The organism is Bacillus sp. TH17 (assembly GCF_016651125.1).
GTDB classification, from domain to species: domain Bacteria; phylum Bacillota; class Bacilli; order Bacillales; family Bacillaceae_G; genus Bacillus_A; species Bacillus_A mycoides.
Map to the genome: position 1 here is coordinate 3,427,637 of NZ_JAEKEN010000001.1, position 25,618 is coordinate 3,453,254.

Sequence of the window (25,618 nt, forward strand, 5' to 3'; positions counted from 1 at the left end):
TTTTATAACAATCAATATTGTATCACATTTAAAATCTAACAAAATAAAAAACACATTGAACTCTAGAGCTCAATGTGTTTTTTATTTTACAACAACAAGATGCGGTCCACCTTGTTCTATTTCGTTAGTCAATTTGTTTTGTTGTTTCTCTTGTCGTTTTACATAACTAGCAATATTTAACAGTATACCCATTGCAAGTAAATTAGCCAATAAAGAACTACCACCATAACTTATAAACGGTAATGGTACCCCTGTAAGCGGTATTAACCCAGACATACCACCAACATTTATAAAAGTTTGAACTCCAAACAAACTTGCAATTCCAATTGCTATTAAACTTCCAAACGGATCTCTGCACTTTTGTGCAACCCTAAATGCCCGAATAATAATAAGTAGTAAACAGATTAAAATGACAGCTACGCCTATAAATCCAAGTTCTTCAGATATAATTGCCATAATAAAATCTGTTTGCGGTTCTGGTAAGTATCCATATTTTTGCACACTGTTCCCTAACCCTCGACCATTTAGCCCTCCTGAAGCAATTCCAATAAAAGAATTTATTAATTGGAACCCATCATTTTGAGGATCATTAAATGGATCAAGAAAAACGGAAAAACGTGCCTTTTGATACTTGCTTAATCCATAATTCCCGAGAAAATATAGTGCCGGAATCCACACTATAGAAGTTAAAACGATTCGTTTTATCCATAAATTAATCCGTACCCCCGAGCAAAGAAACATAATTCCAACCGTTCCCGCAATTAATAAATCGGTACCTAAGTCATTTTGCTTTAAAATTAAAAACATTGCCAATCCAACAAAACCAAGCGTAAGTCCCGATCCTTTAAAAACAGGAGTATCTGTCTCTTGTCTTCTCGCAAAAAAACGAGCTAATATAATAATAATCGATATTTTAACAAATTCAGCGGGCTGTATACCTAATATCCACCCTTTTGCACCGTTTATTTCCTTACCGAAAAACAAGGCTGCTGCTAATAAACCAATACTACCTATTCCCATTGCTATTAAAACTATTCGCTTCCTCCAAAGTTTATAAGGAATAGCAATGATAATCGCTAATATTATCGCTCCAACAGCTAGAATTAATACTTGCCTATTAAAAAAGAAATCCGCTGGTTTCCCATGCTTCGAAATCGCAACAATGGAACTAGAACTATATACCATTATAACTCCCAGCACACATAAGATAATAAGAGGAAGTAATAAGGAATAATCCATCGATTTCCATACTTTTTTCATTTCATTTCCTCTTTCTGTTTCAATTTAATTATTGTTGTATTCCATATGTATATAGGTTCTTCCTTCTTTATTATACAAATAAAAGGCCCAAACTATTTCAGTTTGAGCCCCCTTATTTGAACCCGTTATTGTTGTTTGTTTGTAAATGCTTCATGAAGTGCAGACAACTCACGTTCGAGCTCTCCTAACATTGCTTTCCCTTGTTCTTCTCCAATAAGACCAAGGCGAACCGCAAAATCGACCTCGCGGGATAGTCCAAACATTTGTGTGTCTAAAACTTCTTCATATAATGGACATTGCGGCATTGTAAGATTGTCCATTTGTACCTTAATAAGTCTTAAAATCTTCTCTGCATCCGCTTGTAGAAGGGCTAGTGCCTTTTCCTGATGATTTGATACTGTCTCAGACGCCAAATTGATTCCCTCCGTTTCCGTCCTACTCTCTCATATCTATTAATATTAGCGATAGTTTTAATAAATTGCAATAGAAACATTTTTTGTGACAACAGTGCCTAATACTATTATACTGAAAAGTGGGAGTATAACACAAATGGGGGAACAACAATGAGCGAAATTTTATTTATTAATGGAAAAGTTCGTTTTTCAATCACTATCGATCCAACTGTATGGATTTTCGATGATCGAAAAATAGATTTGACAACTTACTTTGATGAAACTAGAGAAGACTCATCCGAATTAGAAACATACTTAAAACATACTTCAGAGCATTGGGATCGCGAAATCCGTGATGGTGCTGCCTTCCCGCCAATACAACAAAGTGTAAAGAAATATAAAAAAGAACAGCTTATTAACGGGACATTTGGCATACCACTTCATCCATTTCTAAAAAATGCTGAAATTTTAGAAGATGCTACTCATGTCGAAATTGCAACCACAGACAATACAATTACACTTCCGTTAGAAACAGCCCATAAAGCTATTCTCGGTTTTTCAAAAGAAGGTAAACCATTACGAGAAGACGGGCCTGTTCATCTATATTTCCATGATGGATCTAATAGACAAAATCCGATTCGTAACATCCGTAAATTTACAATCATTTAAATTGTATAATTAAAAGGCAAAAAAGGAGTGAGCTTAAGCTCACTCCTTTTTATAATAAATCCGCTGCTAGTTGTGCTAAATTAGAACGCTCTCCTTTAACAAACTTTACATGACCACTAATACGTTGTTCTTTAAACTTCTCTACAACATATGTTAAACCGTTATTATATTCATCTAAATACGGGTGATCAATTTGCTGAGGATCCCCCATTAATACAATCTTACTTTTTTCGCCTACCCTTGTTAATATCGTCTTTACTTCATGCTTCGTTAAATTTTGTGCCTCGTCAATTATAATGAATTGGTCTGGAATACTTCTCCCGCGTATATAGGTAAGCGCTTCTACTTCAATCGAACCCATTCCAGCTAAAATAGCATCTAGCTCCCCAGGCTTTTTCGTATTGAATAAATACTCTAGATTATCAAAAATCGGCTGCATCCACGGTCTTAATTTTTCCTCTTTCTCTCCTGGTAAATAGCCTATATCTTTCCCTACCGGTACAATTGGTCTCGCGACAAGTAGTTTTTTATATAATCCTAAATCTTCCGTTTGCATTAGTCCCGAAGCTAATGCGAGTAACGTTTTTCCTGTACCGGCTTTCCCTGTTAACGTTACAAGTGGAATATCTTCCCGAAGTAGCAATTCTAATCCCATAATTTGCTGCACGTTTCGTGGGCGTATCCCCCACACTTGTTCATTGTGAAAAATAAGTTTTTTTACCTTCTTACCTAAATGATCCACAATCCCAAGTGCAGAACTAGAACCCCCTAGTGCATCTTTCATTACAACAAACTGATTTGGATAAAAAGGATGATTTGCGATTTCAGATAAAGGCAGTTCACCTTTTTCATAAAAATAATCTAACTGTTCTTTTGATATATACCCTTCTAAAAATCCTGAATATATATTTTCCACTTCGATTACTCGGTCACTTAAATAATCTTCGGCCTGCAGTCCGATTGCATCAGCTTTTACCCTTACGAGTACATCTTTACTTACTAAAATAACTGATTTCCCGTCCTCTTTTTCTTGTTCTTCTAAAGAGAGGTTTTTCGCTACCGCTAAAATTCGATTATCATTTGTTTTTTCCACAAAAATATCTTGCAGTTGAACAAACGAGCGATGATTTAATTCAATACGAAATGTACCGCCGTTTTCTAACGGAATACTTTCATGCAGCTTTCCTATTTCGCGAAATTTGTCGATTAACTTAGATACATAGCGAGCATTTCGTCCTACTTCATCCATATAACGTTTTTTCGAATCAACCTCTTCTAATACAACTGCTGGAATCACTACTTCATTTGTTGCAAATGAAAAAATAGATAAAGGATCCTGCAAAAGTACATTCGTATCTAACACATAAATTTTATCCAACCTGTTACCCCCTGACTCCACTTTTAAATTTGTAGAACAAGGGTTTCATCCATAAAATATGGACGAACCATTGTTATAATTATATGTACCGTAAAAACGAGGTAGAATCGAAACTCATAGAAATTAAACCTTTTCTTTATTTTTTATTCATTTCTATTCAATATATTACTTTTTATTATAATTTTTCACATTAAATCACAATACTCACTTGTAAAAGTTTATGAACGATGTTCCTATTCATCTTCTTTATAATTCTTTCATTCCTACTAATACTTGGTTATCAAGCTTTTTAGCTGCTCGAAGATCATATGTTTTTTCATATGTTGGTTCAGTAGCAAGTTTCGCACCATAAAACATAACATCACGAACTTCTTGTACATTCACTTCTACTACCGTTAATTTTAGAGGAATCCCTTCCATTCTATCTGTTAAAATTTCACTTTCACCACTTATGGAAAATACGGATTCATTCGCCATTATAGTCAATACAACCCCTGCACTATGCCGTATATTCCCCACAATACGTGAGCGTTGATCTACCGCAAATCGAATACTAGTTTCACTCACTGCATATACCCAAGAAATAGCACTTACGTTAGGAATTTGTTTTTCGAAATCTGTTGTTGCTATCATAACGATACACTCTTTACGCAAAGATTGTACTAAATCACCTGTCAATGTAGGCTCAACTACATTCGCCATATTTCCACCTCCAAATATTATTTATATATCCTTATCATAACCTATTTTTCGAATTGCGAAAATATTATTTTTTCCCGCTATTATTCAAAAACATTATGCTTCCATGATATACTTATACTGATAGAATTCGTATTGAGGTGACGAAATGAGAGTCAGATGTATGATTTGTGATAAAAAAGATATGTTAGATGACGAAAATCCTATGGCAAAAAAACTGCGTAATCGCCCTATTCATACATATATGTGCATGGAATGTACGGAACGCATTGCAGAGCGTACTATGGAACGCCATGCAAGTGGTAATTTCCGATTATATCGTGATAAAAAAGTAGAAGACGATTGGTAAACCGTAAATAAGTCCTTAATCATATAGATAAGGACTTATTTGTATTTTTCTGGTTCACGATTCATCTGATCCAAAAAACAATCAATGGCTTCTACTGGAAATCTTGCACACCTTATTTCTCCATCAATTTCATATGTAATTAAATACATTTCCTCGTTCTTTTCCACTTCTACATTTCGTAATTTATGCTCTTCATATATCATATTTCGAAATAATACATACGTTTCTTGTGCAGCGCTATCATCTGGACGCGCTTCCGCAACCGTTTTAATTGTTAACCAATTATATAGTGCATCTTGTACCGAGCGCATGAAACTCCCCCTTTTCACCCTGCCTTTTGTTGTTTCGCTTGACGTAAACGTAATCTATAAATTCCAAGTACAATCGCCGCTACAACGAGCCCCTCTCCAACTGGTAAAAAAACTGCAAAGAAAGTTAATACCGTGCATCCAATTGCTAAAGATATGTATATTACTATATTTTTTAGCACTGATAGCTTCCTTGCAAATCCTAAATTATATACAAGTGCACTCAATATAATAATTGTTCCATAAAGTAACCACATCCCTATTTCTGGATTTTCATCAACTTTGCACAATTTCGCGAAAAATGACATTCTTTCTAACACTATCTTTCCTCCCTTCTCATAAAAACAAATTTTCTTTATGTACTTAATACAAGAGTAACTCGCAAAAAAAATACTGTCCACAAAAAAGAATAAATATTCTAAAAATAAACAAAATAAAAAAAACAACTACCTTTTATAAAGGTAGTTGTTTTTTTTATTTTTACGCTTCTACAGATTTCTTTTTCTTAGCAGCTCTTTCGCGCTCACTCTTATCAAGAATCTTTTTACGTAGACGAATTGATTCTGGAGTTACTTCACAGAACTCATCATCGTTTAAGTACTCTAATGACTCTTCTAAAGTCATTAAGCGTGGTTTTTTCATTGTTGAAGTTTGATCTTTCGTTGCAGAACGAATGTTCGTTTGTTGTTTCATTTTTACAACGTTAACTGTTAAATCATTCTCACGTGTATGTTCTCCAACGATCATACCAGCATATACTTCTGTACCTGGTTCAACGAAGATTACACCACGGTCTTCAACTTGCATAATACCGTATTGTGATGCTTTTCCTGCTTCAAGTGAAACTAGAACACCTTGACGACGTCCACCCACTTGTCCAGCATGTACTGGTTGGTAGCAATCAAATGTATGGTTTAAAATACCATAACCACGAGTTAATGTTAGGAATTCTGTTGTGTAACCAATTAACCCACGTGCTGGAACCATGAAAGTAAGGCGAACTTGACCGTTTCCGTTATTCACCATATCTAACATTTCACCTTTACGTGCGCCCATTGATTCCATAATAGAACCAGTGTATTCTTCAGGAACATCGATTTGTACGCGCTCTACAGGCTCACTTCTTACGCCATCGACATCTTTAATAATTACTTCAGGCTTAGATACTTGTAGTTCATAACCTTCACGACGCATGTTTTCAATTAAGATAGATAAATGTAACTCTCCGCGTCCAGATACGATCCATGCATCAGGAGAATCTGTATTATCTACACGTAAACTTACATCTGTCTCTAATTGTGAACGAAGACGCTCTTCAATTTTACGAGAAGTAATGAATTTACCTTCACGACCTGCAAATGGGCTGTTATTTACAAGGAATGTCATTTGTAATGTTGGCTCATCAATACGTAATAATGGTAAAGCCTCTTCATGCTCAACCGGACATACCGTTTCACCTACGTTAATATCTTCCATACCTGAAACAGCTACTAAATCTCCAGCTTTTGCTTCTTCAATTTCTTGACGTTTTAATCCAATGTAACCAAATAATTTAGTTACACGGAATTGTTTTACACTTCCGTCAACTTTCATTAATGCAACTTGTTGTCCTACTTTCATTGTACCGCGGAATACGCGTCCAACCCCAATACGCCCAACATAGTCATTGTAATCAAGAAGTGCTACTTGGAATTGAAGTGGCTCTTCGCTGTTATCAATTGGTGCTGGAATATGTTCAATGATTGTGTCAAACAATGATTTCATATTCTCTTCTTGATTTGCTGGATTTGAATCTAAGCTTGCTGTTCCGTTCATTGCTGATGCAAATACAACTGGGAACTCTAATTGATCTTCGTTTGCACCAAGTTCGATGAATAAGTCAACTACTTCATCAACTACTTCATCAGGGCGAGCGAAGTCACGGTCAATTTTGTTTACAACAACGATTGGAGTTAAGTTTTGCTCAAGAGCTTTCTTTAAAACAAATCGTGTTTGTGGCATACAACCTTCATATGCATCAACTACAAGTAGAACACCATCAACCATTTTCATGATACGTTCTACTTCTCCACCGAAGTCAGCGTGACCAGGTGTATCTAAAATGTTAATTCTTTTATCTTCATAGTGAATCGCAGTATTCTTCGCTAAAATTGTAATACCACGTTCTCTTTCTAGATCATTTGAGTCCATTGCGCGTTCTTCAATATGTTCATTCGCACGGAACGTCCCCGCTTGACGTAATAACTGGTCAACAAGTGTTGTTTTACCATGGTCAACGTGGGCAATAATTGCTATATTTCGTAAATCTTGTCGTTTTTTCAACATGTCCAACTCCTAATGTCTTTTTAATCCTTCTCTATTATAAGAGCGAAGGGGATACAATGGCAATCAAAATAAAATCAAGAATGAAAATATAGTTGTATTCTTACTTTTGTGAAAGTAAAATAAGATTGGAGGGTGAAGAAATGGAACACATTCAATATCGCTTTTTATTAACAGCAATTATCGGTGTTATCTTCTTAATTGGTATCGGAATTATGATTGCTGAAAATAGTCCCATCGGCATTATTATTTGCATTATCGGCACATTTGTTACAGTTGGATACGGTTTTGTAACAAAAAGAAAAATGCGTAAATCGCAATAACATTAAAAAGTAAGAAGCTTCTTTATGCCTCTTACTTTTTTTTCATTATTGCGATACAAATGGTAATAATTCTTCGTATACTCCTGGTTTTGCAACTAACACACTGCTTTTCTCTACAATAGAAAGAGGCGTTCCCAAGAACGTTGTCACTTTACCGCCAACTTCCTCTACAATAATCTGTCCCCCGCCAAAGTCCCATGGCGATAAGCGCGGTGTTACATATGCGTCTAATCTTCCCGTGGCAACATATACCATTTCTAACGCTGCACAACCATATGACCTCGTACCTCTTGCCTTCTTAACGAGCATCATCATTTTTTCCATATTAAGCAATGGATTATCAGTAAGCCATATCGCATTCAAAGCTATAACTCCATGCTCTACCGTTCCTTTTTCCAACATGGGAATAGCTAAATCATTGCAAAAAGCCCCTTCTCCCTTTACCGCATGATATAGTTCGTCATGAACTGGATCATAAATAAGACCAATCTTTCCGATACCGTTCTCATAAATCCCGATTGAGATTGCGAAATTTCTTTTTTGATGAACAAAGTTCATCGTGCCATCAATTGGATCAATTAACCAAACAACCCCATTAGAAGAGGTAATCTCATCTCCATAGCCTTCTTCTCCTAAAATATTATGATGTGGGAATGTTTCTTTAATTTTCCCAATTAAAAACTGCTCCGTTTCTCGGTCCATATTTGTTACTAGATCAGCTGCATTTGACTTTGTTTCTATAATAAGTGTTTTTTTCAGTGACGCCATTAATTGTTCTCCGGCTTCTCGAATCCACTGTTTCGCGTGTGTATCGATGTCTTTCCATACTTCTTGCATGTTTAAACACTCCGATCTATACTGTTCACAGAAAAAACGAACCCTTTATAAGGTTCGCACCAACTAATTATTTATACATATACTATTATTACGCTTCTAAACGGATCATTTCAAGTCTTAACACTTCTAATTTTTGTACGCACTCTTCTTTTTTCTGTTTGTCGTTATCCATCATCGCATCATATAAAGTTGCTAATTCATAATCTAGCTCCAAACGTAGCACCGGAATTCTCTTTTCAGCATCTGTTCTCTTTAACGCATTAATCACCTGTCTCATTTTTTTGCCTCCTCCCAATATTCGTCTGCCCTCGGACTAGAATTGATTCAATTTTCTGATTTTTTGTTTTATACTATACTATGTTGGATAAATCATCTATGCAACAAAATTATATTTTTTTATTTAAATTTTTTTGTGATGTTTTTTTTATGAATAGTACAAGCTATGCTAAAATTAAAACAAAATAGGAGTTGGAGGAACAATCATGACACTACAAACATTCACATCAACTGATTTTGAAGTCTTTACTGTTGATGGTCTTGAAGAACGAATGAGCGCAATTAAAACGAATATTCATCCTAAGCTAGAAGCTTTAGGGGAACAATTTGCAGAATATTTATCACAACAAACTGATGAAAACTTTTTCTACCATGTAGCAAAACATGCACGCCGCAAAGTCAATCCACCAAACGATACTTGGGTTGCTTTTTCAACAAATAAACGTGGATATAAAATGTTACCACACTTTCAAATTGGTTTATGGGGTACTCACGCCTTCATATACTTTGGTTTAATCTATGAGTGTCCACAAAAAGTGGAGACGGCTCACGCCTTCTTAGAACATTTAAATGATTTAAAAACAAATATTCCAAATGACTTCGTTTGGTCCATTGACCATACTAAACCAGGTGTAAAACTACATAAAACGCTTGAAACGGAAGACTTACAAAAGATGATTGAACGTTTAGCTACTGTGAAAAAAGCAGAGTTATTAGTCGGTATTCATATATCACCAGAGGAGTTTTCAGCAATGACCAACGAACAATTCCTTGCTAAGATTGAATCTACGATGCAACCACTCCTTCCTTTATATGCACTTTGTAATCGATAGTAGAAAACGGACAATTTATATTGTCCGTTTTTAGTTGTTATCACATTATAGCACTTTGCATTTTAATTTTCAAAATATTTTTACATTTTTACAATCTTTTTTTCCGCTACTTCTTTTGCTCTTTGAATCGTACGATATATAGAATATCCACTTACTTCTTGAAATTCTTTATCAATTTTTTTCTCCGCTGCCTTCGATGGCACAATCTCTTTAAAACGACGATATAATTCCATCAAATCTTCTCTCAAAACTCCTTTTTCATATACCTTTTCAATCGCTTCATAAAACTTTACAACTGCTACCATTTCTTCATTTGACCAATTGTAATCAAGTGGATATTGATATTCCATTTTTGCACCTCATTCAGTATTCTTTCTTTTTCCATTATGCTACCTTTAAGACAACCTTTTATTCTTCACTATAGCCACTCTGCATTATACACCATTTATCCATTTCAATGGAATTGTCTTCCTCTTTGCAGTATTTAAAATATAACTATTAAACATACTCACCTTAAAAATGCGATTTTTCTATACATCTATAATTATTGGTGATATAATGCTTTTGTTTTATAGAGAATAAAGTGAGACTACCATCCCAAAAAAGGCTTTTGCGAATGGCAGAAAAACAAGTCAAGTTCTAAAAGTTTGTCATCTTAATTTCCTTTTAGAATGAGATGAAATCATATAAAACAAACTCTAATAAATATTACGAAGAAGAAGGGGTGTATAGATTGTCCCAATACGAAACACCATTGTTTACCGCTTTAGTTGAGCACAGTAAGCGAAATCCAGTTCAATTCCATATTCCTGGTCATAAAAAAGGACAGGGCATGGATCCTACATTTCGCGAATTTATTGGGCATAATGCATTAGCAATTGATTTAATTAATATTGCGCCGCTCGATGATTTACATCATCCAAAAGGTATGATTAAAGAAGCACAGGATTTAGCAGCCGCTGCTTTCGGTGCAGATCATACGTTCTTTTCTATTCAAGGTACAAGTGGTGCAATTATGACAATGGTGATGAGCGTGTGCGGTCCTGGGGATAAAATCCTCGTGCCACGGAATGTGCATAAATCAGTAATGTCAGCTATTATTTTCTCAGGTGCAAAACCAATTTTCATGCATCCTGAGATTGATCCGAAGCTCGGTATTTCACATGGGATCACAATTCAATCTGTCAAAAAGGCTCTTGAAGAGCACTCAGATGCGAAAGGCTTACTTGTTATAAATCCAACATATTTTGGGTTTGCTGCAGATTTAGAGCAGATTGTAGAATTAGCTCATTCTTACGATATTCCTGTACTTGTTGATGAGGCTCACGGTGTTCATATCCATTTTCATGATGAACTACCAATATCAGCTATGCAAGCAGGTGCAGATATGGCAGCAACAAGTGTTCACAAATTAGGTGGGTCTTTAACCCAAAGCTCTATTCTTAATGTAAAAGAAGGTCTTGTGAACGTAAAGCATGTCCAATCCATTATTAGCATGCTTACGACTACATCAACTTCTTACATTTTGTTAGCATCCCTTGATGTTGCTAGAAAACGTCTTGCTACAGAAGGAACAGCTCTCATAGAACAAACAATACAATTAGCTGAGCATGTTCGTGATGCTATTAATGCTATTGAGCATCTTTATTGTCCCGGAAAAGAAATGCTAGGAACAGATGCTACTTTTAACTATGATCCTACAAAGATAATTGTATCTGTAAAAGATTTAGGTATTACAGGCCATCAGGCTGAAGTATGGCTTAGAGAACATTACAACATTGAAGTAGAACTCTCTGATTTATATAACATACTTTGTCTTATCACATTTGGAGATACAGAAAGTGAAACAGATACACTTATTACAGCATTACAAGATTTAGCAGCAACATATAGAAATAGAGCAGACAAAGGTGTTCAAGTACAAGTAGAAATACCAGAAATACCTGTGCTAGCACTTTCTCCTAGAGATGCTTTTTATTCAGAAACAGAAGTCATTCCATTTGAAAACGCAGCAGGTCGTATTATAGCTGATTTTGTTATGGTTTATCCGCCAGGGATTCCAATCTTTACTCCGGGGGAAATTATTACACAAGATAACTTAGAGTATATTCTTAAAAATTTAGAAGCTGGGTTACCTGTACAAGGTCCTGAAGATATGACATTACAAACATTACGTGTTATTAAAGAGTACAAGCCTATCAGTTGATAGGCTTTTCTTTCACCTTTTTTCTCTTTTTTTCATACGATACTAAAGAATTTGACATTCCCACCCTAATGGGGCAAGCTGACTAACATCAGTGGGATTCTTGCTACCTAAGGCGAAGTCCATTTCTGGTATCGCTGACGTGCAAGATTGCGGTGTGCCATCACCACTCTCACAACAGACCGTATAGGTTCGTGAGCTACGGTACTTATACCATACCGTACAGATTCGTGTTCAGGTGTTTTAGCGTCTTGTTCTTGACGACACATATCATTTTACCGATAGCTTGAATTCGGCTATCGAACTCCCTATGCTATCTTTTTTCAAAGAACACATTGGCGTTTTAAAGACTTGTACTTGTCTGTAGTTAAAGTCTACCAAAATATAAAGTGAAACTTTAATCAGTGGGGTTTTGTTCATCCCCACTGATTATTAGCCTTCACCAATCGGGCGTTTACGGGCAGCAGGGCTCCAGCCGAATTTTGAGGTGGAATTCTTACTGCCCGCAAATAGCGGGATAAATGTTTTTCTATGAAAAAGCGATACTTTCATCCTATGTCTAAAGTCCAATATAGGCTTTCCCGTATCGCGAAATCTGTAACGTATAGGTGGGGATACCATTATGATTGTGATAGGCCGTTCTATTGTACACCCTTATATCACAAATGAATATGAGCCATTTGCAGCTGAAAAACAACAGATTTTATCCATAATGGCGGGAAATCAAGAAGTTTATTCCTTCCGAACAGCCGATGAACTCAGCTTTGATCTTAATTTACGAGTTAATATTATTACTTCCGCGCTAGAACTTTTTCAAAGTGGATTTCAGTTTCGTACGTTTCAACAATCTTTTTGCAATCCTCAGTTTTGGGAAAGAACATCACTTGGCGGATTTCAACTACTTCCAAACATAGCCCCTTCCATTGCCATCCAAGATATTTTTAAAAACGGAAAACTATATGGAACTGAATGTGCCACCGCAATGATTATCATTTTTTACAAAGCATTACTATCATTATATGAGGAAAAAACTTTCAACCGTCTATTCGCAAACCTCTTACTTTATACATGGGACTACGATCGCGACTTAAAGCTCATAACAAAAACGAGTGGCGATATCGTTCCAGGTGACCTCGTTTACTTTAAAAACCCACAAGTTAATCCAGCTACGATTGAGTGGCAAGGAGAAAATGCAATCTATCTAGGAAACTTCTTTTTTTACGGACATGGCGTAGGCGTAAAAACGAAAGAGGAAATTATTTATTCATTAAATGAACGAAGGATCCCTTATGCTTTTATTTCAGCTTATTTAACCGATTTTATTACTCGTATTGATAGCCGTATGATGAGTCAATATGCCCCTCCTAACACGCCACAAACATCAATAGGATTTATTCCTATTAGAGATGATGCAATTGTTGCAACAGTCGGGCATACAACTACAATCTATTAAAAAAACGCCTACATGTGTAGGCGTTTTTTCTTAATTATTAAGCTTTTGTATGTTCTGTATGGTCACATTCGCAATGAGATCCACATTTCCCATAAAGTACTGTTGATTTTTCATCTTCAAAATGTGCGATTGTTCCTTCACAAACTTGGCATACGATTGTTCCCATTTTCATTTCCCCCTGAGTTTAAAGAATAATCTACTTATATATGATTAAGCTTTCGCATTTTCTCTACTAGCACAGTCACAATTGGAACCACATTTCCCATAAAGTACTGTCGTTTTCTCATCTTCAAAATGTCCGATTGTTCCTTCACAAACTTGGCATACGATTGTTCCCATTTTTCATTTCCCCCTAAGTTTATGGTCCTAAAAACTTTTAGCTGTCAATTTCCTATCAATTATTGGGCTTTTGTATGTTCTGTGTGATCACATCCGCAAGATCCACATTTCCCGTAAAGTACCGTTACTTTCTCATCCTCGAAGTGTGCAATTGTACCTTCACAATCTTGACATACGATTGTTCCCATTTTTCATTTCCCCCTAAGTTTATAATCCCAAAAACTTTTGTAACCGCTTAACTTTCTGTCTTTATTTTAATATGTTATACTTTTTACGTCAATAGGTTTTTAGTATAACACATTAAATATTTTAAAATTAAATTAGTATGCGATATTAACACAAAAAAACAGCCATATCTCATACGTACGACTGTTTCTTGTTAATTATTCTTCATACTCCGCATGCAAAGAAGTAGACGGAACAAGAAATTTAAAAAACTGAGCTAACTCCTCCGCCTCCTCTTCCGATCCTAACTTAAAAGTTTCCTGTATATATGGAACATTTTCTACATCATCTCTCCCAAGCAAAGTAGATCTCCCTGTTTGCATACAAACAATAAGTGGCTTTCCAAAAAACATATTTGTATAAATAACTCCAAAATCATAACGTGTATCATGCGTCATAAATCCTAAAAATCGTACCTTCACACTTTCATGCTCATCATACAATTTTTCAAACATGAGTTTCCACCTTTCTAAATAACACTTCCTACTCATTAATATATTAAACAAAAAAAGGAATACTCCTTTTAATTGTCAAAAAATTCAGTAGGATGTAGAATGATATTATTCTACTAAGCTAAGGGGGAATTTGTATGCAACACGCCTTTATCACACTTGTACCTAAATCCAATCAACAATCTGTTTCAATAGAAGATGTTAAACACCTTTTTCATAACTATAAAACCGTTACTTCCAAGACTGGTGATCAAATTAATTATGCTTATACAAATACAGCTTTTCCTTATGAAATATTAGATACATCAGCAACAACATTAAAACTCCAATCGAGTCACGATCGATATGATTCTATTTATGTTGGGATTGGAATAGAAAAGGAACAATCTTTTATTCAGGTTTCTTTGCCTACTACAGCAACATTTGGTGATAAAGGAAAAGCAAATGAATTTAGCCGTTTTCTAGCGAAGAAATTAGAAGGAGAGTTACAACTATTTAATGGAAGAACAATGTATTTCTATAAACGTTAATTTAAAAAATAGAGAATATGATTAAAAAAAGTATGCAATTTGAACACGTAAGGAATAATGCCTGCTTTCTTACGTGTAATACAAAACATGCAATCACATATGCCAAATAAAGAAATACGAAAAAGAGAATTACTTTATAATGAAACTTATCACCATTCGATAATGTTAATACAATGGAAAAACCACTCCATAATAGAAAATGATAAAATATAACATGTAATATTCTCATGGAACCTTCTCCTTTGACATGCTCTATTTTATTAATATATGGGATTAAGTTTGAATCAATTACATATTATATAACGGCATATATGCTAACGGTTCATTTAAAGTATTATATATTCATTCGACAAGTACATATAAAGACCTTGCAAGTCATTTTATGAAAATAAAAATACCCCATCTCTTTAAATAAGAGATGGGGTATTTACATTACTTAAATTATTTTACAATGTGAATTGGCATTCCAAGAGCAACTTCAGCTGCTTCCATTGTGATTTCACCTAATGTTGGGTGAGCATGGATTGTTTGAGCGATATCTTCAGCTGTCATTCCAGCTTCGATAGCTAAACCAATCTCAGAGATAATATCAGAAGCACCTGCACCTGCAACTTGTGCACCTACAAGAAGACCATCTTCTTTACGCGTTACAAGTTGTAAGAAACCGTCAGTGCTGTTTAATGATAACGCACGACCGTTTGCAGCGAATGGGAACTTAGATACAGCTACTGTCATTCCTGCTTCTTCAGCTTGTTTCTTAGTGTAACCAACAGATGCTAATTCTGGATCAGTGAAGCATACTGCAGGAATTCCGATGTAATCGATTGCTGATGCATGGCCACTAATTACTTCAACAGCTACTTTACCTTCGTAAGAAGCTTTGTGAGCTAATGGTGGTCCAGGAACGATATCACCGATTGCATAGATGTTTGAAATATTTGTACGGCATTGCTCATCAATTTCGATAATGCCACGGTCAGTCATTTTAATTCCAACTTGCTCAAGACCGATTTCTTGAGTGTTTGGACGACGACCTACAGTTACTAATACGTAATCTGCTTCTACAGTTTGGATTTCACCGTTAACTTCAAAGCTAACTTTTACGCCAGTTTCTGTTTCTTCAACGCCTTTAGCCATAGCTTTTGTATGGATATTTACGTTACCTTTTTTCTGTAGAGCACGTTTAACAACAGAGCTCATAGCTTTTTCGAAACCAGCTAAGATTTCGTCGCCAGCTTCTACTACAGTAACTTCTGTACCGAAGTTAGCATATGCAGTACCTAATTCCATACCGATGTAACCGCCGCCGATTACAACAAGTTTTTTAGGAATTTCAGTTAAGCTTAAAGCGCCTGTAGAGTTGATAACACGTTTAGAGTATTTGAATCCTGGAATTTCGATTGGTGTAGAACCAGTTGCAAGAACAGCATTTTTAAACGTATAAGTTTGTGCTGCATCTTCAGTCATTACGCGTAATGTGTTAGCATCTACGAAGTAAGCTTCACCGCGAATGATTTCAACTTTGTTACCTTTAAGAAGGCCTTCAACACCGCCAGTTAATTTCTTAACTACGCCGTTTTTCCATTCTTGAACTTTTGTAAAGTCAACTTTTACGTTCTCTGCAGTGATACCCATGTCATCAGAATGCATTGCATTCTCATAACGATGACCTGCATTGATTAACGCTTTTGAAGGAATACATCCAACGTTTAAGCATACGCCACCAAGGTTAGATTTTTCAATAATCGCTACCTTTTGACCTAATTGTGCTGCACGAATTGCCGCAACGTATCCACCAGGACCTGCACCAACAACGACTGTATCTAATTCAATTGGGAAATCTCCTACTACCATTGTTATTACGCCTCCATTACTAATAATTGTGGGTCATTCAATAGACGTTTAATTTGGTTTAATGCTTTTTGAGCAGTTGCGCCGTCAATTAAACGATGGTCAAAGCTTAGAGATAATGCTAATACTGGAGCTGCAACGATTTCACCGTTTTTCACAACTGGTTTCTCAGCGATACGGCCGATACCAAGGATTGCTACTTCTGGGTGATTGATAACTGGAGTGAACCATTGTCCACCTGCAGAACCAATGTTTGTAATTGTGCAAGAAGCACCTTTCATTTCAGTTGGAGCTAAACGACCATCACGTGCTTTACCAGCAAGTTCATTGATCTCGTTAGAAATAGTAAAGATAGATTTACGATCTGTATCTTTAACAACTGGTACTAATAGACCTTTGTCTGTATCAGCTGCGATACCGATGTTGAAGTAATGTTTATGAACGATTTCTTGAGAAGCATCGTCTAAAGCAGTATTCAACATTGGGAATTCACGTAATGCAGATGTTAAAGCTTTTACAACGTATGGAAGGTAAGTTAATTTAATACCTTTGTCAGCTGCAACAGCTTTGAACTTCTTACGGTGAGCAACAAGTTCTGTTACATCTACTTCATCCATTAATGTTACGTGAGGAGCTGTATGCTTAGAGTTAACCATTGCTTTCGCAATCGCTTTACGGATACCACTCATTTTCTCACGAGTTTCTGGATATTCACCAGCTGGGATTGGTTGTGCTTTTGGTGCTTCTTCTTTCGCTGCTGCTGCTGGAGTAGCTTCTACTGCTGCTGGAGCCTCAGTTGCTGCTACAGTTTGTCCACCATTTGCAAATGCATCGATGTCAGTTTTCACAACACGGCCGTTCTTACCAGAACCAGCTACTTTATGAATATCTACACCTTTTTCACGAGCATATTTACGAACAGATGGCATAGCGATTACACGCTCATTTACTACTTCTGCAGTTGCTGCTGGAGTAGTTTCCGCTGCTGGAGCTTCTACTGCTGCTTCTTCAGCTTTTGGAGCTTCATCATGATCGTCACCTTTAAATTTAAGGTTTTCGTATCCAGGAGCATCAAATTTAATTAATGTATCTCCTACAATTGCAACTGTTCCTTCTTCTACAAGTACTTCAAGTACTTTACCTTTAACAGGAGAAGGGATTTCTACTACTGCTTTATCATTTTGTACTTCAAGAAGTACATCATCTTCATTTACTTCATCGCCTGGTTTAATAAACCATTTTACGATTTCACCTTCGTGGATACCTTCACCGATATCTGGTAGTTTAAATTCAAATGCCACGGAATTCAGCCCCCTGATTCATTTCATTATTATGGAATATGTACAAAAGAAACCAGCATGTGCTGATTTCTTTTGCACATGAAAAACTAAAAATTAGAAGTTCATTACTTTGTTAACAGCTTCAACAATATCTTTATGGTTTGGTAACCATACGCTCTCAGCTTGAGAGAATGGGAATACTGTATCAGCAGCTGCAACACGTACAACTGGAGCTTCTAAGTTTAAGATTGCACGGTCGTTAATTTCCGCTACAACGTTAGCTGCAATACCAGCTTGTTTTTGAGCTTCTTGAACTACAACTACGCGGCCTGTTTTTTCAACAGAAGCGATGATTGTTTCGATATCTAATGGTTGAACTGTACGTAAGTCAACAACCTCTAAAGAGATACCTTCTTTTTCAAGTTCTTCAGCAGCTTTTAATGCAGCATGAACCATAGCACCATAAGCGATAACAGATACATCTGTACCTTCACGTTTGATGTCAGCTTTGCCTAAATCAATTGTGTAATCACCTTCTGGTACATCTTGACGGAATGAACGGTACAATTTCATATGCTCTAAGTAGATAACTGGATCGTTGTCACGAATCGCAGAGATTAAAAGACCTTTTGCATCGTATGGAGTAGATGGAATAACAACTTTTAGACCAGGTTGTTGTGCCACTAATCCTTCTAAGCTATCAGCATGTAGTTCAGGAGTATGAACACCACCACCGAATGGAGAACGAATTGTTACTGGAGCAGTCCAACGTCCACCAGAACGGTAACGCATACGAGCTAATTGACCAGAAACTGAATCCATTACTTCAAAAATGAAACCGAAGAATTGGATTTCTGGAACTGGACGGAAGCCTTCAAGTGCAAGTCCAACTGCAAGTCCACCAATACCAGACTCTGCAAGTGGAGTATCCATTACACGATCTTCACCGAATTCAGCTTGTAAACCTTCAGTAGCACGGAATACTCCGCCGTTTACACCAACGTCTTCACCAAACACAAGTACGTTAGGATCATTTTTCATTTCAACGCGTAAAGCATCAGTGATTGCTTGAATCATTGTCATTTGAGCCATGGCTTACTTCGACTCCTTTTCTTTGTAAATTTCATATTGTTCAGCTAAGTTGTAAGGCATTTTTTCGTACATGATTTCCATTAAATCAGTAACTTTTTGTTTTGGAGCTTGGTCAGCCTTAGCAATTGCTTGTTTGATATCTTCTTTTGCTTCTTCGATAACTTTCTCTTCAACTTCTTGAGACCATAGGCCTTTGTTTTCTAAGAATGCACGGAAGCGTACGATTGGATCTTTTTGTTCCCATTCGTTTTCGATATCTTTTGTACGGTAACGAGTTGGGTCATCACCAGCCATTGTATGTGGACCATAACGGAATGTTAAAGTCTCGATTAAAGTAGGACCTTCGCCATTTACTGCGCGCTCACGAGCGAAAGCAGTTGCTGCGTATACAGCTAATGGATCCATACCGTCTACTTGAATTCCGTAAATACCTGCTGCTACTGCTTTTTGTGCTACAGTTTTAGCTGCAGATTGCTTTTCTACTGGAGTAGAGATTGCATAACGGTTGTTTTGTACAACGAAGATTGCTGGAGCTTTGAATGCACCCGCAAAGTTCATACCTTCGTAGAAGTCACCTTGTGAAGCACCACCGTCACCAGTGTAAGTAATTGCAACAGATTTTTTACCACGTAATTTCATACCTAACGCAACACCAGCAGTTTGGATGATTTGCGCACCGATAATGATTTGTGGAGCAAGTGCATTTACATTCTCAGGCATTTGGTTACCCATGAAATGTCCACGAGAGAATAAGAATGCTTGGTATAATGGTAGACCGTGCCACACTAATTGTGGAACGTCACGATATCCTGGTAAGATGAAATCTTCTGCTTCAAGTGCGAAATGACTTGCTAATTGAGAAGCCTCTTGTCCAGCAGTTGGTGCGTAGAAACCTAAACGTCCTTGACGGTTTAAAGAAATAGAACGTTGATCTAGTACGCGAGTATACACCATACGGCGCATTAATTCTTTTAATTGATCATCAGATAATTCAGGCATAGCTGCTTCATTCACAACTTCGCCTTTTTCATTTAAAATTTGTAATGTTTCAAATTGAGCTGCGATAGCTTTCATTTGCTCATCAACATTAAATAGGGTCTTTTTTGTTTTAGTACCCATTCCGTTCACCTCTTCCTCTCTTGAACCATATTCTGAAACGCTTTCACTATCTATTAGCTAGACTGAAAGCGCAACAATGTAAACCAACAAATTTGTTTGTCGGTTGAGAATAATTTTGTGTACCTAACAATCTGTACTAATGTTTTTTCAAAAACATATTAATACAATCTTGATCACGTTTTTTAGTTTACAACTATTCTAATTACGATGTCAATTACTTTGAATACGTTTTTTTATAAATAATATGCCGGTTTCCTCTACACAAACGTGTTTTTATTTTTCACATCTGTATTAGTAAGCAATAACCTGCTGTTATATTATTCCCTTTTTAACTTATTTTTTCTCTTAGAATAATATGTAAACGATTTAATTCTCCTTAGTTTTTCTCTCTTCTCAAGAAAATTATACAAACACTTCTTCCTTTTATAGGTAAATACCTATACATTTCTGATCATTCCTCCATACATTATAGTAACCGCAGTATTAGCGGGAAATGATAAAGGAGGTCATCTCATGTACGGATACTCATATTGCTATCCAACAACTTGTTCATATCCTTCCTACGGTTATGGCGGTTCTTGTGGCGGATCTGGAAGCGGCTTCGCCTTAATCGTTGTGTTGTTTATCCTTTTAATTATCGTCGGTGCTGCTTGCATTCGCTAATTAATGTAAAATGAAACAACTATGGAAAGAAACAGACGGCTTTGCCGTCTTTTCTTTTTATTACATAACTTATCTGTAGAAGATTTGTTTCCAAGTAGCTCTTCCTTACTTGCCGATGACTTTTTTTATCTCCTTTGGTAGACTAAAGGAGAAAGGAGAGATTACATATGCTTACAATGAATGAGGTAATTCGTGAAGGAAATCCTATTTTGCGCGACGTCGCAGAAGAGGTCTCCTTACCTGCTAGCGAGGAAGATACAAATACTCTTAAAGAAATGATTGAATTTGTAATAAATAGCCAGGACCCTGAAATGGCTGAAAAATATAATTTACGCCCCGGAATCGGATTAGCGGCTCCGCAAATCGGTATTTCAAAGAAAATGATTGCGGTTCATGTAACTGATACGAACGATACGTTATATAGCTACGCATTATTTAACCCAAAAATCATTAGTCATTCTGTTGAACGTACATATTTACAAAATGGTGAAGGCTGTCTATCTGTAGACCGTGAAGTACCTGGTTATGTCCCTCGTTACACGAGAATTACAGTAAAGGCAACAACGATTAACGGTGAAGACGTAAAACTGCGATTAAAAGGTTTACCAGCAATTGTATTCCAACATGAAATCGACCATTTAAACGGTGTTATGTTCTATGACCATATTAATAAAGACAATCCATTTGTGGCTCCCGATGATTCAAAACCTCTCGAGCGATAATAGTAAAAAGGCGGAAGTTAACCTTCCGCCTTTTTATTATATGAAATGGGTTCCACACTTACTTATAACAAGCCAGCCCACTTTAATCCGTGATAAATACCGTCTTCATTAACATCTTTTGTCACATAATTAGCAAGTTTTTTCAAATCCTCATGACCATTCCCCATCACAATGCCCGTTCCTACTGCTTCAATCATTTCTAAATCATTTAATCCGTCCCCAAATGCATATACTTGTTCACGATTAAATCCTATTTTCTCAATAAACTTCTCAATCCCTTTTGCCTTAGAACCACCATTAGGGATAATATCCATTGAATATGCATGCCAGCGTATAAAATGAAAATCTGGATAATGATGAATAAACTTTTCTTCTTCGTTTACTTCACAAAAAAGAAGCGTTTGATAAATATCGCGTTTCTCATAAAAATCGGGTTCATATGCCGGATGATCGAATTGTAAGCTTCCAAAACCTTCTTTTACATAATCATGATATTCCACTGACGCTCTCATTTCTTGATGGTCAAGATATACAAGTGGATATCCTTCTTGTTTTGCAAACTGAGTAAACTTATGTAGAGCATCAGGATGTAATGGATTATTAAATAATACCTCATCCTCAAATACAACATACTGCCCGTTAAAACTAACATAATTATGTATATTGAGTTCCTCACGAATATCTTCAAACATAAATGGCGCACGCCCTGTCGCAATCGCTACATGCACACCTTTTTCTTGTAAATCTCTTACTGCATCTCTTGTAGATTGCGGAATTTTCTTATCATGATCTAATAATGTTCCATCAATATCAAAAAAGACAATTTTATCATTCATTTGTCAAAATCCTTTCTGGCACTCTATATTCCTATTTTGATTATCACTTTTCAAATTTCAAAAAAAGTATAACATATTAAACATCTGTGAAGAAAGCGTTCACTTTCTGACCTTATTTATGAAATGTGCATATACTATTAGTGAAAAAATGTGGATACTTGTTCGGATGAATTTTCTTTTCTATTCTTCCTCATACTATATCTATAACTAACGGCTACTAATCGTTACTACAAGATAACTTACACTATACTAAAAAGAACAAGATTCACTATTCACTTCTAATCTTCTTTCTTGTATGGGAGACAGAGTTATCATTAGTAATATGCATGTTTTAAATAAGGAAAGGAAGGAGTAATCATGCTGAAGAAGCTGAAGAAAAAGCTCAAGCGTTATTTAAACGATTTAGTCCGTAAGAAGACAATCGCTTAAATTGTGCCCATTTCGGGCTTTTTCTTCATTCTCATTCGAAAAAACATGAAAATCGTGACTGTTTGCTTTATAATAAGTAACAGATAATGCAAAACATAGACAAGGAGAGGTTTTCCAAATGATTTTTAAAGTATTTTATCAAGAAAAATTAACTGAGGTCCCAGTACGTGAAAATACAAAAGTTTTATATTTAGAGGCTACGTCTCAAAAGGATGTTCGTAAAAAATTAAATAAGTTCGCATATAATATCGAGTTCGTTCAGTCTGTTACTGGTGCTCATCTTGAATATGAAAAACAAAACGCTGATTTAATATTAGCGGAGATCGTATAGTCATATGAAATTCCTAAAAAATGATCAAGCTGCCGTTTTTGCCCTCGGTGGTCTTGGTGAAATCGGTAAAAATACATATGCTGTTCAATTTCAAGATGAAATTATTATAATTGATGCTGGAATTAAATTTCCAGAAGACGAACTCCTCGGGATCGATTATGTAATACCAGATTACACTTATTTTGTGCGAAACGAAGATAAAATTAAAGGATTATTCATTACACATGGTCACGAAGATCATATCGGTGGAATTCCTTATCTATTACGTCAAGTAAACATTCCAATTTACGGCGGAAAATTAGCAATTGCCCTAATAAAAAACAAATTAGAAGAGCACGGATTACTTCGTAAAGCAAAACTTTATGAAATTCAAGAAGATGATGTTATTAAATTTAAAAAGACATCTGTTTCCTTCTTCCGTACAACTCACAGTATTCCGGATTCATACGGAGTTGTTGTGAAAACACCTCAAGGACAAGTCGTTCATACAGGTGATTTCAAATTTGATTTCACACCAGTAGGTGAGCCAGCAGATTTAACAAAAATGGCCGAAATCGGAAAAGACGGTGTACTTTGTCTCTTATCTGATAGTACAAACAGTGAAGTGCCAAACTTTACGATGTCTGAGCGCCGCGTTGGTGATAGTATTCAAGATATATTCCGCAAAGTAGACGGTCGTATTATATTCGCAACCTTTGCATCGAATATCCATCGCTTACAACAAGTTGTTGAGGCTGCTGTTGAAAACAATCGTAAAGTAGCTGTATTCGGTCGAAGTATGGAAGCGGCTATTGAAATCGGACAAAACCTTGGTTATATCCGGTGTCCAAAGGATACATTCATAGACACAGCTCAGCTAAACCGCCTACCAGCTAATAAAGTTGTTATGTTATGTACAGGTAGTCAAGGGGAGCCGATGGCAGCACTTTCACGTATTGCCAATGGTACACATCGTCAAATTCAAATTATCCCTGGCGATACAGTTGTTTTCTCTTCTTCACCAATCCCAGGCAATACAATTAGTGTAAGTCGTACAATTAACATGTTGTACCGCGCTGGTGCTGATGTAATCCATGGTAAACTCTCAAATATTCATACGAGTGGACACGGTGGACAAGAAGAACAAAAGTTAATGCTACGTCTTATTAAGCCGAAATATTTCATGCCAATTCATGGTGAATATCGTATGCAACGTATGCATATGAAATTAGCGAATGATTGTGGTATTCCAGAAGAAAATTGTTTCATTATGGATAATGGAGATGTTCTTGCTTTACGTTCTGATGAAGCAAGCGTAGCTGGGAAAATCCCATCTGGCTCTGTCTATATCGATGGAAATGGTATTGGAGATATCGGTAATATCGTATTACGTGATCGTCGCATTCTTTCTGAAGAAGGACTTGTTATTGTAGTTGTAAGCATTGATATGAAAGAATTTAAAGTTGCAGCAGGACCTGATATCATCTCGCGTGGTTTCGTTTATATGCGTGAAAGCAGCGATTTAATCAACGATGCTCAAACATTAATTACAACACATTTAGAAAAAGTAATGGAGCGAAAAACAACACAATGGTCTGAAATTAAAAATGAGATTACAGACACATTAGCACCATTCCTATACGAAAAAACGAAACGTCGTCCAATGATTTTACCAATCATTATGGAAATATAAGAAAAAGGACAATGCCTCCTCGGCATTGTCCTTTTCTCTTATCTTAAAAAATGCTTAAAACGATCTACTTCATCGTCATGACCAATTACAATTAATATATCTCCCGCCTGAACGTTTTCTGTAGCTCGAGGAGATACGATAACTTCTTTTCCACGTTTAATTGCTACAATGTTCAAACCAAACTTCGCACGAATATCTAATTCAATTAAAGAGTGCCCATCAATTTTTTTATTTGCGATAATCTCTACAATACTATGCTCATCTGAAAGCTCTAGGTAATCTAACACATTACTTGATGCGATATTATTAGCAATCCTTTTTCCCATATCTCGTTCTGGATGCACAATATGATCTGCCCCTATTTTACTTAACACTTTTTCATGATAGTCATTTTGAGCTTTTACAGTAATATTTTTCACACCTAATTCTTTCAAAATTAACGTTGTTAAAATACTTGAATTCAAATTATCTCCAATAGCAACGACTACATGATCAAAATTACGAATACCAAGACTTTTTAATACCATCTCATCTGTTGAATCTGCAATTACAGCATGCGAAGCTATATTTGCAAACTCATTAATTTTATCCTCATCTGAGTCAATTGCCATTACTTCCATACCTAATTGAGCTAATTCACGGCAAATACTTCCACCAAAACGGCCAAGCCCAATAACAGCAAATTCTTTCTCTTTTTCGCCCACAGGAATTCCTCCAATAACATCAAATACTATGTACTTTTATTGTAACATACTTTAAATTCGCTACAAAAACC

32 protein-coding genes are annotated in these 25,618 nt (G+C 36.1%); 11 read left to right on the forward strand and 21 right to left on the reverse strand.

From position 1 onward, the window contains the following. Nucleotides 1-81: 81 nt before the first annotated feature. Together JFT95_RS17340 and JFT95_RS17345 are read right to left on the reverse strand one after the other, a co-directional pair. Nucleotides 82-1,260 (reverse strand): FtsW/RodA/SpoVE family cell cycle protein, encoded by a 1,179-nt coding sequence (locus JFT95_RS17340; protein ID WP_201052885.1) that lies wholly within the window; start codon nt 1,258-1,260, stop codon nt 82-84. Between the two features lie 125 nt (nt 1,261-1,385). After that, nucleotides 1,386-1,673 (reverse strand): Fpa/YlaN family protein, encoded by a 288-nt coding sequence (locus tag JFT95_RS17345; protein WP_002088314.1) that lies wholly within the window; start codon nt 1,671-1,673, stop codon nt 1,386-1,388. 150 nt (nt 1,674-1,823) lie between these two features. Between JFT95_RS17345 and JFT95_RS17350 the strand changes: the two genes are divergently transcribed. After that, the gene (locus JFT95_RS17350; protein ID WP_201052887.1) at nt 1,824-2,321 is read left to right on the forward strand and encodes a molybdopterin-binding protein; all 498 of its coding nucleotides are present in this window, start codon (nt 1,824-1,826) and stop codon (nt 2,319-2,321) included. A 49-nt stretch (nt 2,322-2,370) separates the two neighbouring features. Here the strand turns inward: JFT95_RS17350 and JFT95_RS17355 are convergent, their stop codons facing one another. Further along, on the reverse strand, nt 2,371-3,699 hold the full coding sequence (locus JFT95_RS17355) for a PhoH family protein (RefSeq protein ID WP_002088317.1): 1,329 nt from the start codon (nt 3,697-3,699) through the stop codon (nt 2,371-2,373). Between the two features lie 246 nt (nt 3,700-3,945). Continuing rightward, entirely contained in the window at nt 3,946-4,401 is a 456-nt protein-coding gene (locus tag JFT95_RS17360; protein WP_002014791.1) for a PNPOx family protein, read from the reverse strand. Nucleotides 4,402-4,546: 145 nt separating this feature from the next. Here JFT95_RS17360 and JFT95_RS17365 point away from each other — a divergent pair, with 145 nt between their 5' ends. Beyond that, nucleotides 4,547-4,747, forward strand: coding sequence for a YlaI family protein (locus JFT95_RS17365; RefSeq protein WP_002094429.1), 201 nt, complete (start codon nt 4,547-4,549; stop codon nt 4,745-4,747). A gap of 35 nt (nt 4,748-4,782) precedes the next feature. Here JFT95_RS17365 and JFT95_RS17370 read toward each other — a convergent pair whose 3' ends face one another. From JFT95_RS17370 to typA, 3 genes are all read right to left on the reverse strand, one after another. Then, nucleotides 4,783-5,058, reverse strand: a complete 276-nt coding sequence (locus tag JFT95_RS17370) for a hypothetical protein (protein WP_002033723.1) — start codon at nt 5,056-5,058, stop codon at nt 4,783-4,785. A 14-nt stretch (nt 5,059-5,072) separates the two neighbouring features. Beyond that, complete coding sequence (locus JFT95_RS17375) at nt 5,073-5,375, reverse strand: YlaH-like family protein (protein ID WP_201052889.1); 303 nt, start codon at nt 5,373-5,375, stop codon at nt 5,073-5,075. A gap of 160 nt (nt 5,376-5,535) precedes the next feature. Then, nucleotides 5,536-7,380: a translational GTPase TypA gene (gene typA, locus JFT95_RS17380; RefSeq protein ID WP_002014867.1), complete on the reverse strand. Its 1,845-nt coding sequence runs from the start codon at nt 7,378-7,380 to the stop codon at nt 5,536-5,538. A 140-nt stretch (nt 7,381-7,520) separates the two neighbouring features. On the opposite strand from typA, the gene JFT95_RS17385 reads away from it, so the two are divergent. Then, a complete protein-coding gene (locus JFT95_RS17385; protein ID WP_000400127.1) occupies nt 7,521-7,700 on the forward strand; it encodes a DUF5325 family protein in 180 nt (59 codons plus the stop codon). A gap of 45 nt (nt 7,701-7,745) precedes the next feature. Here the strand turns inward: JFT95_RS17385 and JFT95_RS17390 are convergent, their stop codons facing one another. Next, nucleotides 7,746-8,537 (reverse strand): inositol monophosphatase family protein, encoded by a 792-nt coding sequence (locus JFT95_RS17390; protein ID WP_002014866.1) that lies wholly within the window; start codon nt 8,535-8,537, stop codon nt 7,746-7,748. 88 nt (nt 8,538-8,625) lie between these two features. Beyond that, nucleotides 8,626-8,814, reverse strand: a complete 189-nt coding sequence (locus JFT95_RS17395) for a hypothetical protein (protein WP_002121995.1) — start codon at nt 8,812-8,814, stop codon at nt 8,626-8,628. Nucleotides 8,815-9,019: 205 nt separating this feature from the next. Here JFT95_RS17395 and JFT95_RS17400 point away from each other — a divergent pair, with 205 nt between their 5' ends. Continuing rightward, complete coding sequence (locus JFT95_RS17400; protein ID WP_002014864.1) at nt 9,020-9,646, forward strand: YktB family protein; 627 nt, start codon at nt 9,020-9,022, stop codon at nt 9,644-9,646. An 80-nt stretch (nt 9,647-9,726) separates the two neighbouring features. Here the strand turns inward: JFT95_RS17400 and JFT95_RS17405 are convergent, their stop codons facing one another. Beyond that, complete coding sequence (locus tag JFT95_RS17405; protein ID WP_002014862.1) at nt 9,727-9,996, reverse strand: UPF0223 family protein; 270 nt, start codon at nt 9,994-9,996, stop codon at nt 9,727-9,729. Nucleotides 9,997-10,379: 383 nt separating this feature from the next. Here JFT95_RS17405 and speA point away from each other — a divergent pair, with 383 nt between their 5' ends. Together speA and JFT95_RS17415 are read left to right on the forward strand one after the other, a co-directional pair. Continuing rightward, a complete protein-coding gene (gene speA, locus JFT95_RS17410) occupies nt 10,380-11,852 on the forward strand; it encodes an arginine decarboxylase (RefSeq protein WP_002128878.1) in 1,473 nt (490 codons plus the stop codon). Nucleotides 11,853-12,471: 619 nt separating this feature from the next. Continuing rightward, on the forward strand, nt 12,472-13,302 hold the full coding sequence (locus JFT95_RS17415; RefSeq protein WP_002014859.1) for a protein-glutamine gamma-glutamyltransferase: 831 nt from the start codon (nt 12,472-12,474) through the stop codon (nt 13,300-13,302). Nucleotides 13,303-13,339: 37 nt separating this feature from the next. On the opposite strand, the gene JFT95_RS17420 is transcribed toward JFT95_RS17415, so the two are convergent. From JFT95_RS17420 to JFT95_RS17435, 4 genes are all read right to left on the reverse strand, one after another. Beyond that, nucleotides 13,340-13,468: a GapA-binding peptide SR1P gene (locus JFT95_RS17420; RefSeq protein ID WP_002142969.1), complete on the reverse strand. Its 129-nt coding sequence runs from the start codon at nt 13,466-13,468 to the stop codon at nt 13,340-13,342. 44 nt (nt 13,469-13,512) lie between these two features. Further along, complete coding sequence (locus JFT95_RS17425; RefSeq protein ID WP_002146000.1) at nt 13,513-13,641, reverse strand: GapA-binding peptide SR1P; 129 nt, start codon at nt 13,639-13,641, stop codon at nt 13,513-13,515. A gap of 59 nt (nt 13,642-13,700) precedes the next feature. Then, nucleotides 13,701-13,829: a GapA-binding peptide SR1P gene (locus JFT95_RS17430; RefSeq protein ID WP_000536778.1), complete on the reverse strand. Its 129-nt coding sequence runs from the start codon at nt 13,827-13,829 to the stop codon at nt 13,701-13,703. A 195-nt stretch (nt 13,830-14,024) separates the two neighbouring features. Continuing rightward, nucleotides 14,025-14,321 (reverse strand): DUF3055 domain-containing protein, encoded by a 297-nt coding sequence (locus JFT95_RS17435; protein ID WP_000462037.1) that lies wholly within the window; start codon nt 14,319-14,321, stop codon nt 14,025-14,027. 134 nt (nt 14,322-14,455) lie between these two features. On the opposite strand from JFT95_RS17435, the gene JFT95_RS17440 reads away from it, so the two are divergent. Then, entirely contained in the window at nt 14,456-14,848 is a 393-nt protein-coding gene (locus JFT95_RS17440; RefSeq protein WP_002014853.1) for a DUF1885 family protein, read from the forward strand. 1 nt (nt 14,849) lies between these two features. Here the strand turns inward: JFT95_RS17440 and JFT95_RS17445 are convergent, their stop codons facing one another. The 5 genes from JFT95_RS17445 to pdhA form a co-directional block, all read right to left on the reverse strand. Next, nucleotides 14,850-15,077 (reverse strand): hypothetical protein, encoded by a 228-nt coding sequence (locus tag JFT95_RS17445; RefSeq protein WP_002088334.1) that lies wholly within the window; start codon nt 15,075-15,077, stop codon nt 14,850-14,852. A 212-nt stretch (nt 15,078-15,289) separates the two neighbouring features. Beyond that, on the reverse strand, nt 15,290-16,702 hold the full coding sequence (lpdA, locus tag JFT95_RS17450) for a dihydrolipoyl dehydrogenase (protein WP_088040065.1): 1,413 nt from the start codon (nt 16,700-16,702) through the stop codon (nt 15,290-15,292). A gap of 5 nt (nt 16,703-16,707) precedes the next feature. After that, the gene (gene pdhC / locus JFT95_RS17455) at nt 16,708-18,000 is read right to left on the reverse strand and encodes a pyruvate dehydrogenase complex dihydrolipoyllysine-residue acetyltransferase (RefSeq protein ID WP_002033838.1); all 1,293 of its coding nucleotides are present in this window, start codon (nt 17,998-18,000) and stop codon (nt 16,708-16,710) included. A 93-nt stretch (nt 18,001-18,093) separates the two neighbouring features. Next, nucleotides 18,094-19,071, reverse strand: a complete 978-nt coding sequence (gene pdhB / locus JFT95_RS17460; protein ID WP_002033837.1) for a pyruvate dehydrogenase complex E1 component subunit beta — start codon at nt 19,069-19,071, stop codon at nt 18,094-18,096. A gap of 3 nt (nt 19,072-19,074) precedes the next feature. Continuing rightward, entirely contained in the window at nt 19,075-20,190 is a 1,116-nt protein-coding gene (gene pdhA, locus JFT95_RS17465) for a pyruvate dehydrogenase E1 component subunit alpha (RefSeq protein WP_000536893.1), read from the reverse strand. 513 nt (nt 20,191-20,703) lie between these two features. Between pdhA and JFT95_RS17470 the strand changes: the two genes are divergently transcribed. After that, nucleotides 20,704-20,853: a YjcZ family sporulation protein gene (locus JFT95_RS17470; protein WP_002014847.1), complete on the forward strand. Its 150-nt coding sequence runs from the start codon at nt 20,704-20,706 to the stop codon at nt 20,851-20,853. 167 nt (nt 20,854-21,020) lie between these two features. After that, complete coding sequence (def, locus tag JFT95_RS17475) at nt 21,021-21,575, forward strand: peptide deformylase (protein ID WP_002014846.1); 555 nt, start codon at nt 21,021-21,023, stop codon at nt 21,573-21,575. Nucleotides 21,576-21,637: 62 nt separating this feature from the next. Here the strand turns inward: def and JFT95_RS17480 are convergent, their stop codons facing one another. Beyond that, a complete protein-coding gene (locus JFT95_RS17480) occupies nt 21,638-22,411 on the reverse strand; it encodes a Cof-type HAD-IIB family hydrolase (RefSeq protein WP_002033835.1) in 774 nt (257 codons plus the stop codon). Nucleotides 22,412-22,958: 547 nt separating this feature from the next. On the opposite strand from JFT95_RS17480, the gene JFT95_RS17485 reads away from it, so the two are divergent. Both JFT95_RS17485 and rnjA read left to right on the forward strand, forming a co-directional pair. After that, a complete protein-coding gene (locus JFT95_RS17485; protein ID WP_000576436.1) occupies nt 22,959-23,171 on the forward strand; it encodes a DNA-dependent RNA polymerase subunit epsilon in 213 nt (70 codons plus the stop codon). 4 nt (nt 23,172-23,175) lie between these two features. After that, the gene (gene rnjA / locus JFT95_RS17490) at nt 23,176-24,843 is read left to right on the forward strand and encodes a ribonuclease J1 (RefSeq protein ID WP_002033834.1); all 1,668 of its coding nucleotides are present in this window, start codon (nt 23,176-23,178) and stop codon (nt 24,841-24,843) included. Between the two features lie 38 nt (nt 24,844-24,881). On the opposite strand, the gene JFT95_RS17495 is transcribed toward rnjA, so the two are convergent. Beyond that, the gene (locus JFT95_RS17495; RefSeq protein ID WP_000504033.1) at nt 24,882-25,547 is read right to left on the reverse strand and encodes a potassium channel family protein; all 666 of its coding nucleotides are present in this window, start codon (nt 25,545-25,547) and stop codon (nt 24,882-24,884) included. Between the last annotated feature and the right edge of the window lie 71 nt (nt 25,548-25,618).

Coding starts and splice junctions, on each gene's coding strand:
- JFT95_RS17420 (WP_002142969.1), bottom strand. CDS start 13,468: ATGGGAACAATCGTATGCCAAGTTTGTGAAGGAACAATCGCACATTTT.
- JFT95_RS17365 (WP_002094429.1), top strand. CDS start 4,547: ATGAGAGTCAGATGTATGATTTGTGATAAAAAAGATATGTTAGATGAC.
- JFT95_RS17395 (WP_002121995.1), bottom strand. CDS start 8,814: ATGAGACAGGTGATTAATGCGTTAAAGAGAACAGATGCTGAAAAGAGA.
- JFT95_RS17400 (WP_002014864.1), top strand. CDS start 9,020: ATGACACTACAAACATTCACATCAACTGATTTTGAAGTCTTTACTGTT.
- JFT95_RS17480 (WP_002033835.1), bottom strand. CDS start 22,411: ATGAATGATAAAATTGTCTTTTTTGATATTGATGGAACATTATTAGAT.
- JFT95_RS17470 (WP_002014847.1), top strand. CDS start 20,704: ATGTACGGATACTCATATTGCTATCCAACAACTTGTTCATATCCTTCC.
- JFT95_RS17360 (WP_002014791.1), bottom strand. CDS start 4,401: ATGGCGAATGTAGTTGAGCCTACATTGACAGGTGATTTAGTACAATCT.
- JFT95_RS17390 (WP_002014866.1), bottom strand. CDS start 8,537: ATGCAAGAAGTATGGAAAGACATCGATACACACGCGAAACAGTGGATT.
- pdhB (WP_002033837.1), bottom strand. CDS start 19,071: ATGGCTCAAATGACAATGATTCAAGCAATCACTGATGCTTTACGCGTT.
- JFT95_RS17430 (WP_000536778.1), bottom strand. CDS start 13,829: ATGGGAACAATCGTATGTCAAGATTGTGAAGGTACAATTGCACACTTC.
- def (WP_002014846.1), top strand. CDS start 21,021: ATGCTTACAATGAATGAGGTAATTCGTGAAGGAAATCCTATTTTGCGC.
- rnjA (WP_002033834.1), top strand. CDS start 23,176: ATGAAATTCCTAAAAAATGATCAAGCTGCCGTTTTTGCCCTCGGTGGT.
- JFT95_RS17370 (WP_002033723.1), bottom strand. CDS start 5,058: ATGCGCTCGGTACAAGATGCACTATATAATTGGTTAACAATTAAAACG.
- JFT95_RS17440 (WP_002014853.1), top strand. CDS start 14,456: ATGCAACACGCCTTTATCACACTTGTACCTAAATCCAATCAACAATCT.
- JFT95_RS17340 (WP_201052885.1), bottom strand. CDS start 1,260: ATGAAAAAAGTATGGAAATCGATGGATTATTCCTTATTACTTCCTCTT.
- JFT95_RS17405 (WP_002014862.1), bottom strand. CDS start 9,996: ATGGAATATCAATATCCACTTGATTACAATTGGTCAAATGAAGAAATG.
- JFT95_RS17445 (WP_002088334.1), bottom strand. CDS start 15,077: ATGAGAATATTACATGTTATATTTTATCATTTTCTATTATGGAGTGGT.
- JFT95_RS17435 (WP_000462037.1), bottom strand. CDS start 14,321: ATGTTTGAAAAATTGTATGATGAGCATGAAAGTGTGAAGGTACGATTT.
- JFT95_RS17385 (WP_000400127.1), top strand. CDS start 7,521: ATGGAACACATTCAATATCGCTTTTTATTAACAGCAATTATCGGTGTT.
- typA (WP_002014867.1), bottom strand. CDS start 7,380: ATGTTGAAAAAACGACAAGATTTACGAAATATAGCAATTATTGCCCAC.
- JFT95_RS17485 (WP_000576436.1), top strand. CDS start 22,959: ATGATTTTTAAAGTATTTTATCAAGAAAAATTAACTGAGGTCCCAGTA.
- pdhA (WP_000536893.1), bottom strand. CDS start 20,190: ATGGGTACTAAAACAAAAAAGACCCTATTTAATGTTGATGAGCAAATG.
- lpdA (WP_088040065.1), bottom strand. CDS start 16,702: ATGGTAGTAGGAGATTTCCCAATTGAATTAGATACAGTCGTTGTTGGT.
- JFT95_RS17415 (WP_002014859.1), top strand. CDS start 12,472: ATGATTGTGATAGGCCGTTCTATTGTACACCCTTATATCACAAATGAA.
- JFT95_RS17350 (WP_201052887.1), top strand. CDS start 1,824: ATGAGCGAAATTTTATTTATTAATGGAAAAGTTCGTTTTTCAATCACT.
- JFT95_RS17425 (WP_002146000.1), bottom strand. CDS start 13,641: ATGGGAACAATCGTATGCCAAGTTTGTGAAGGAACAATCGGACATTTT.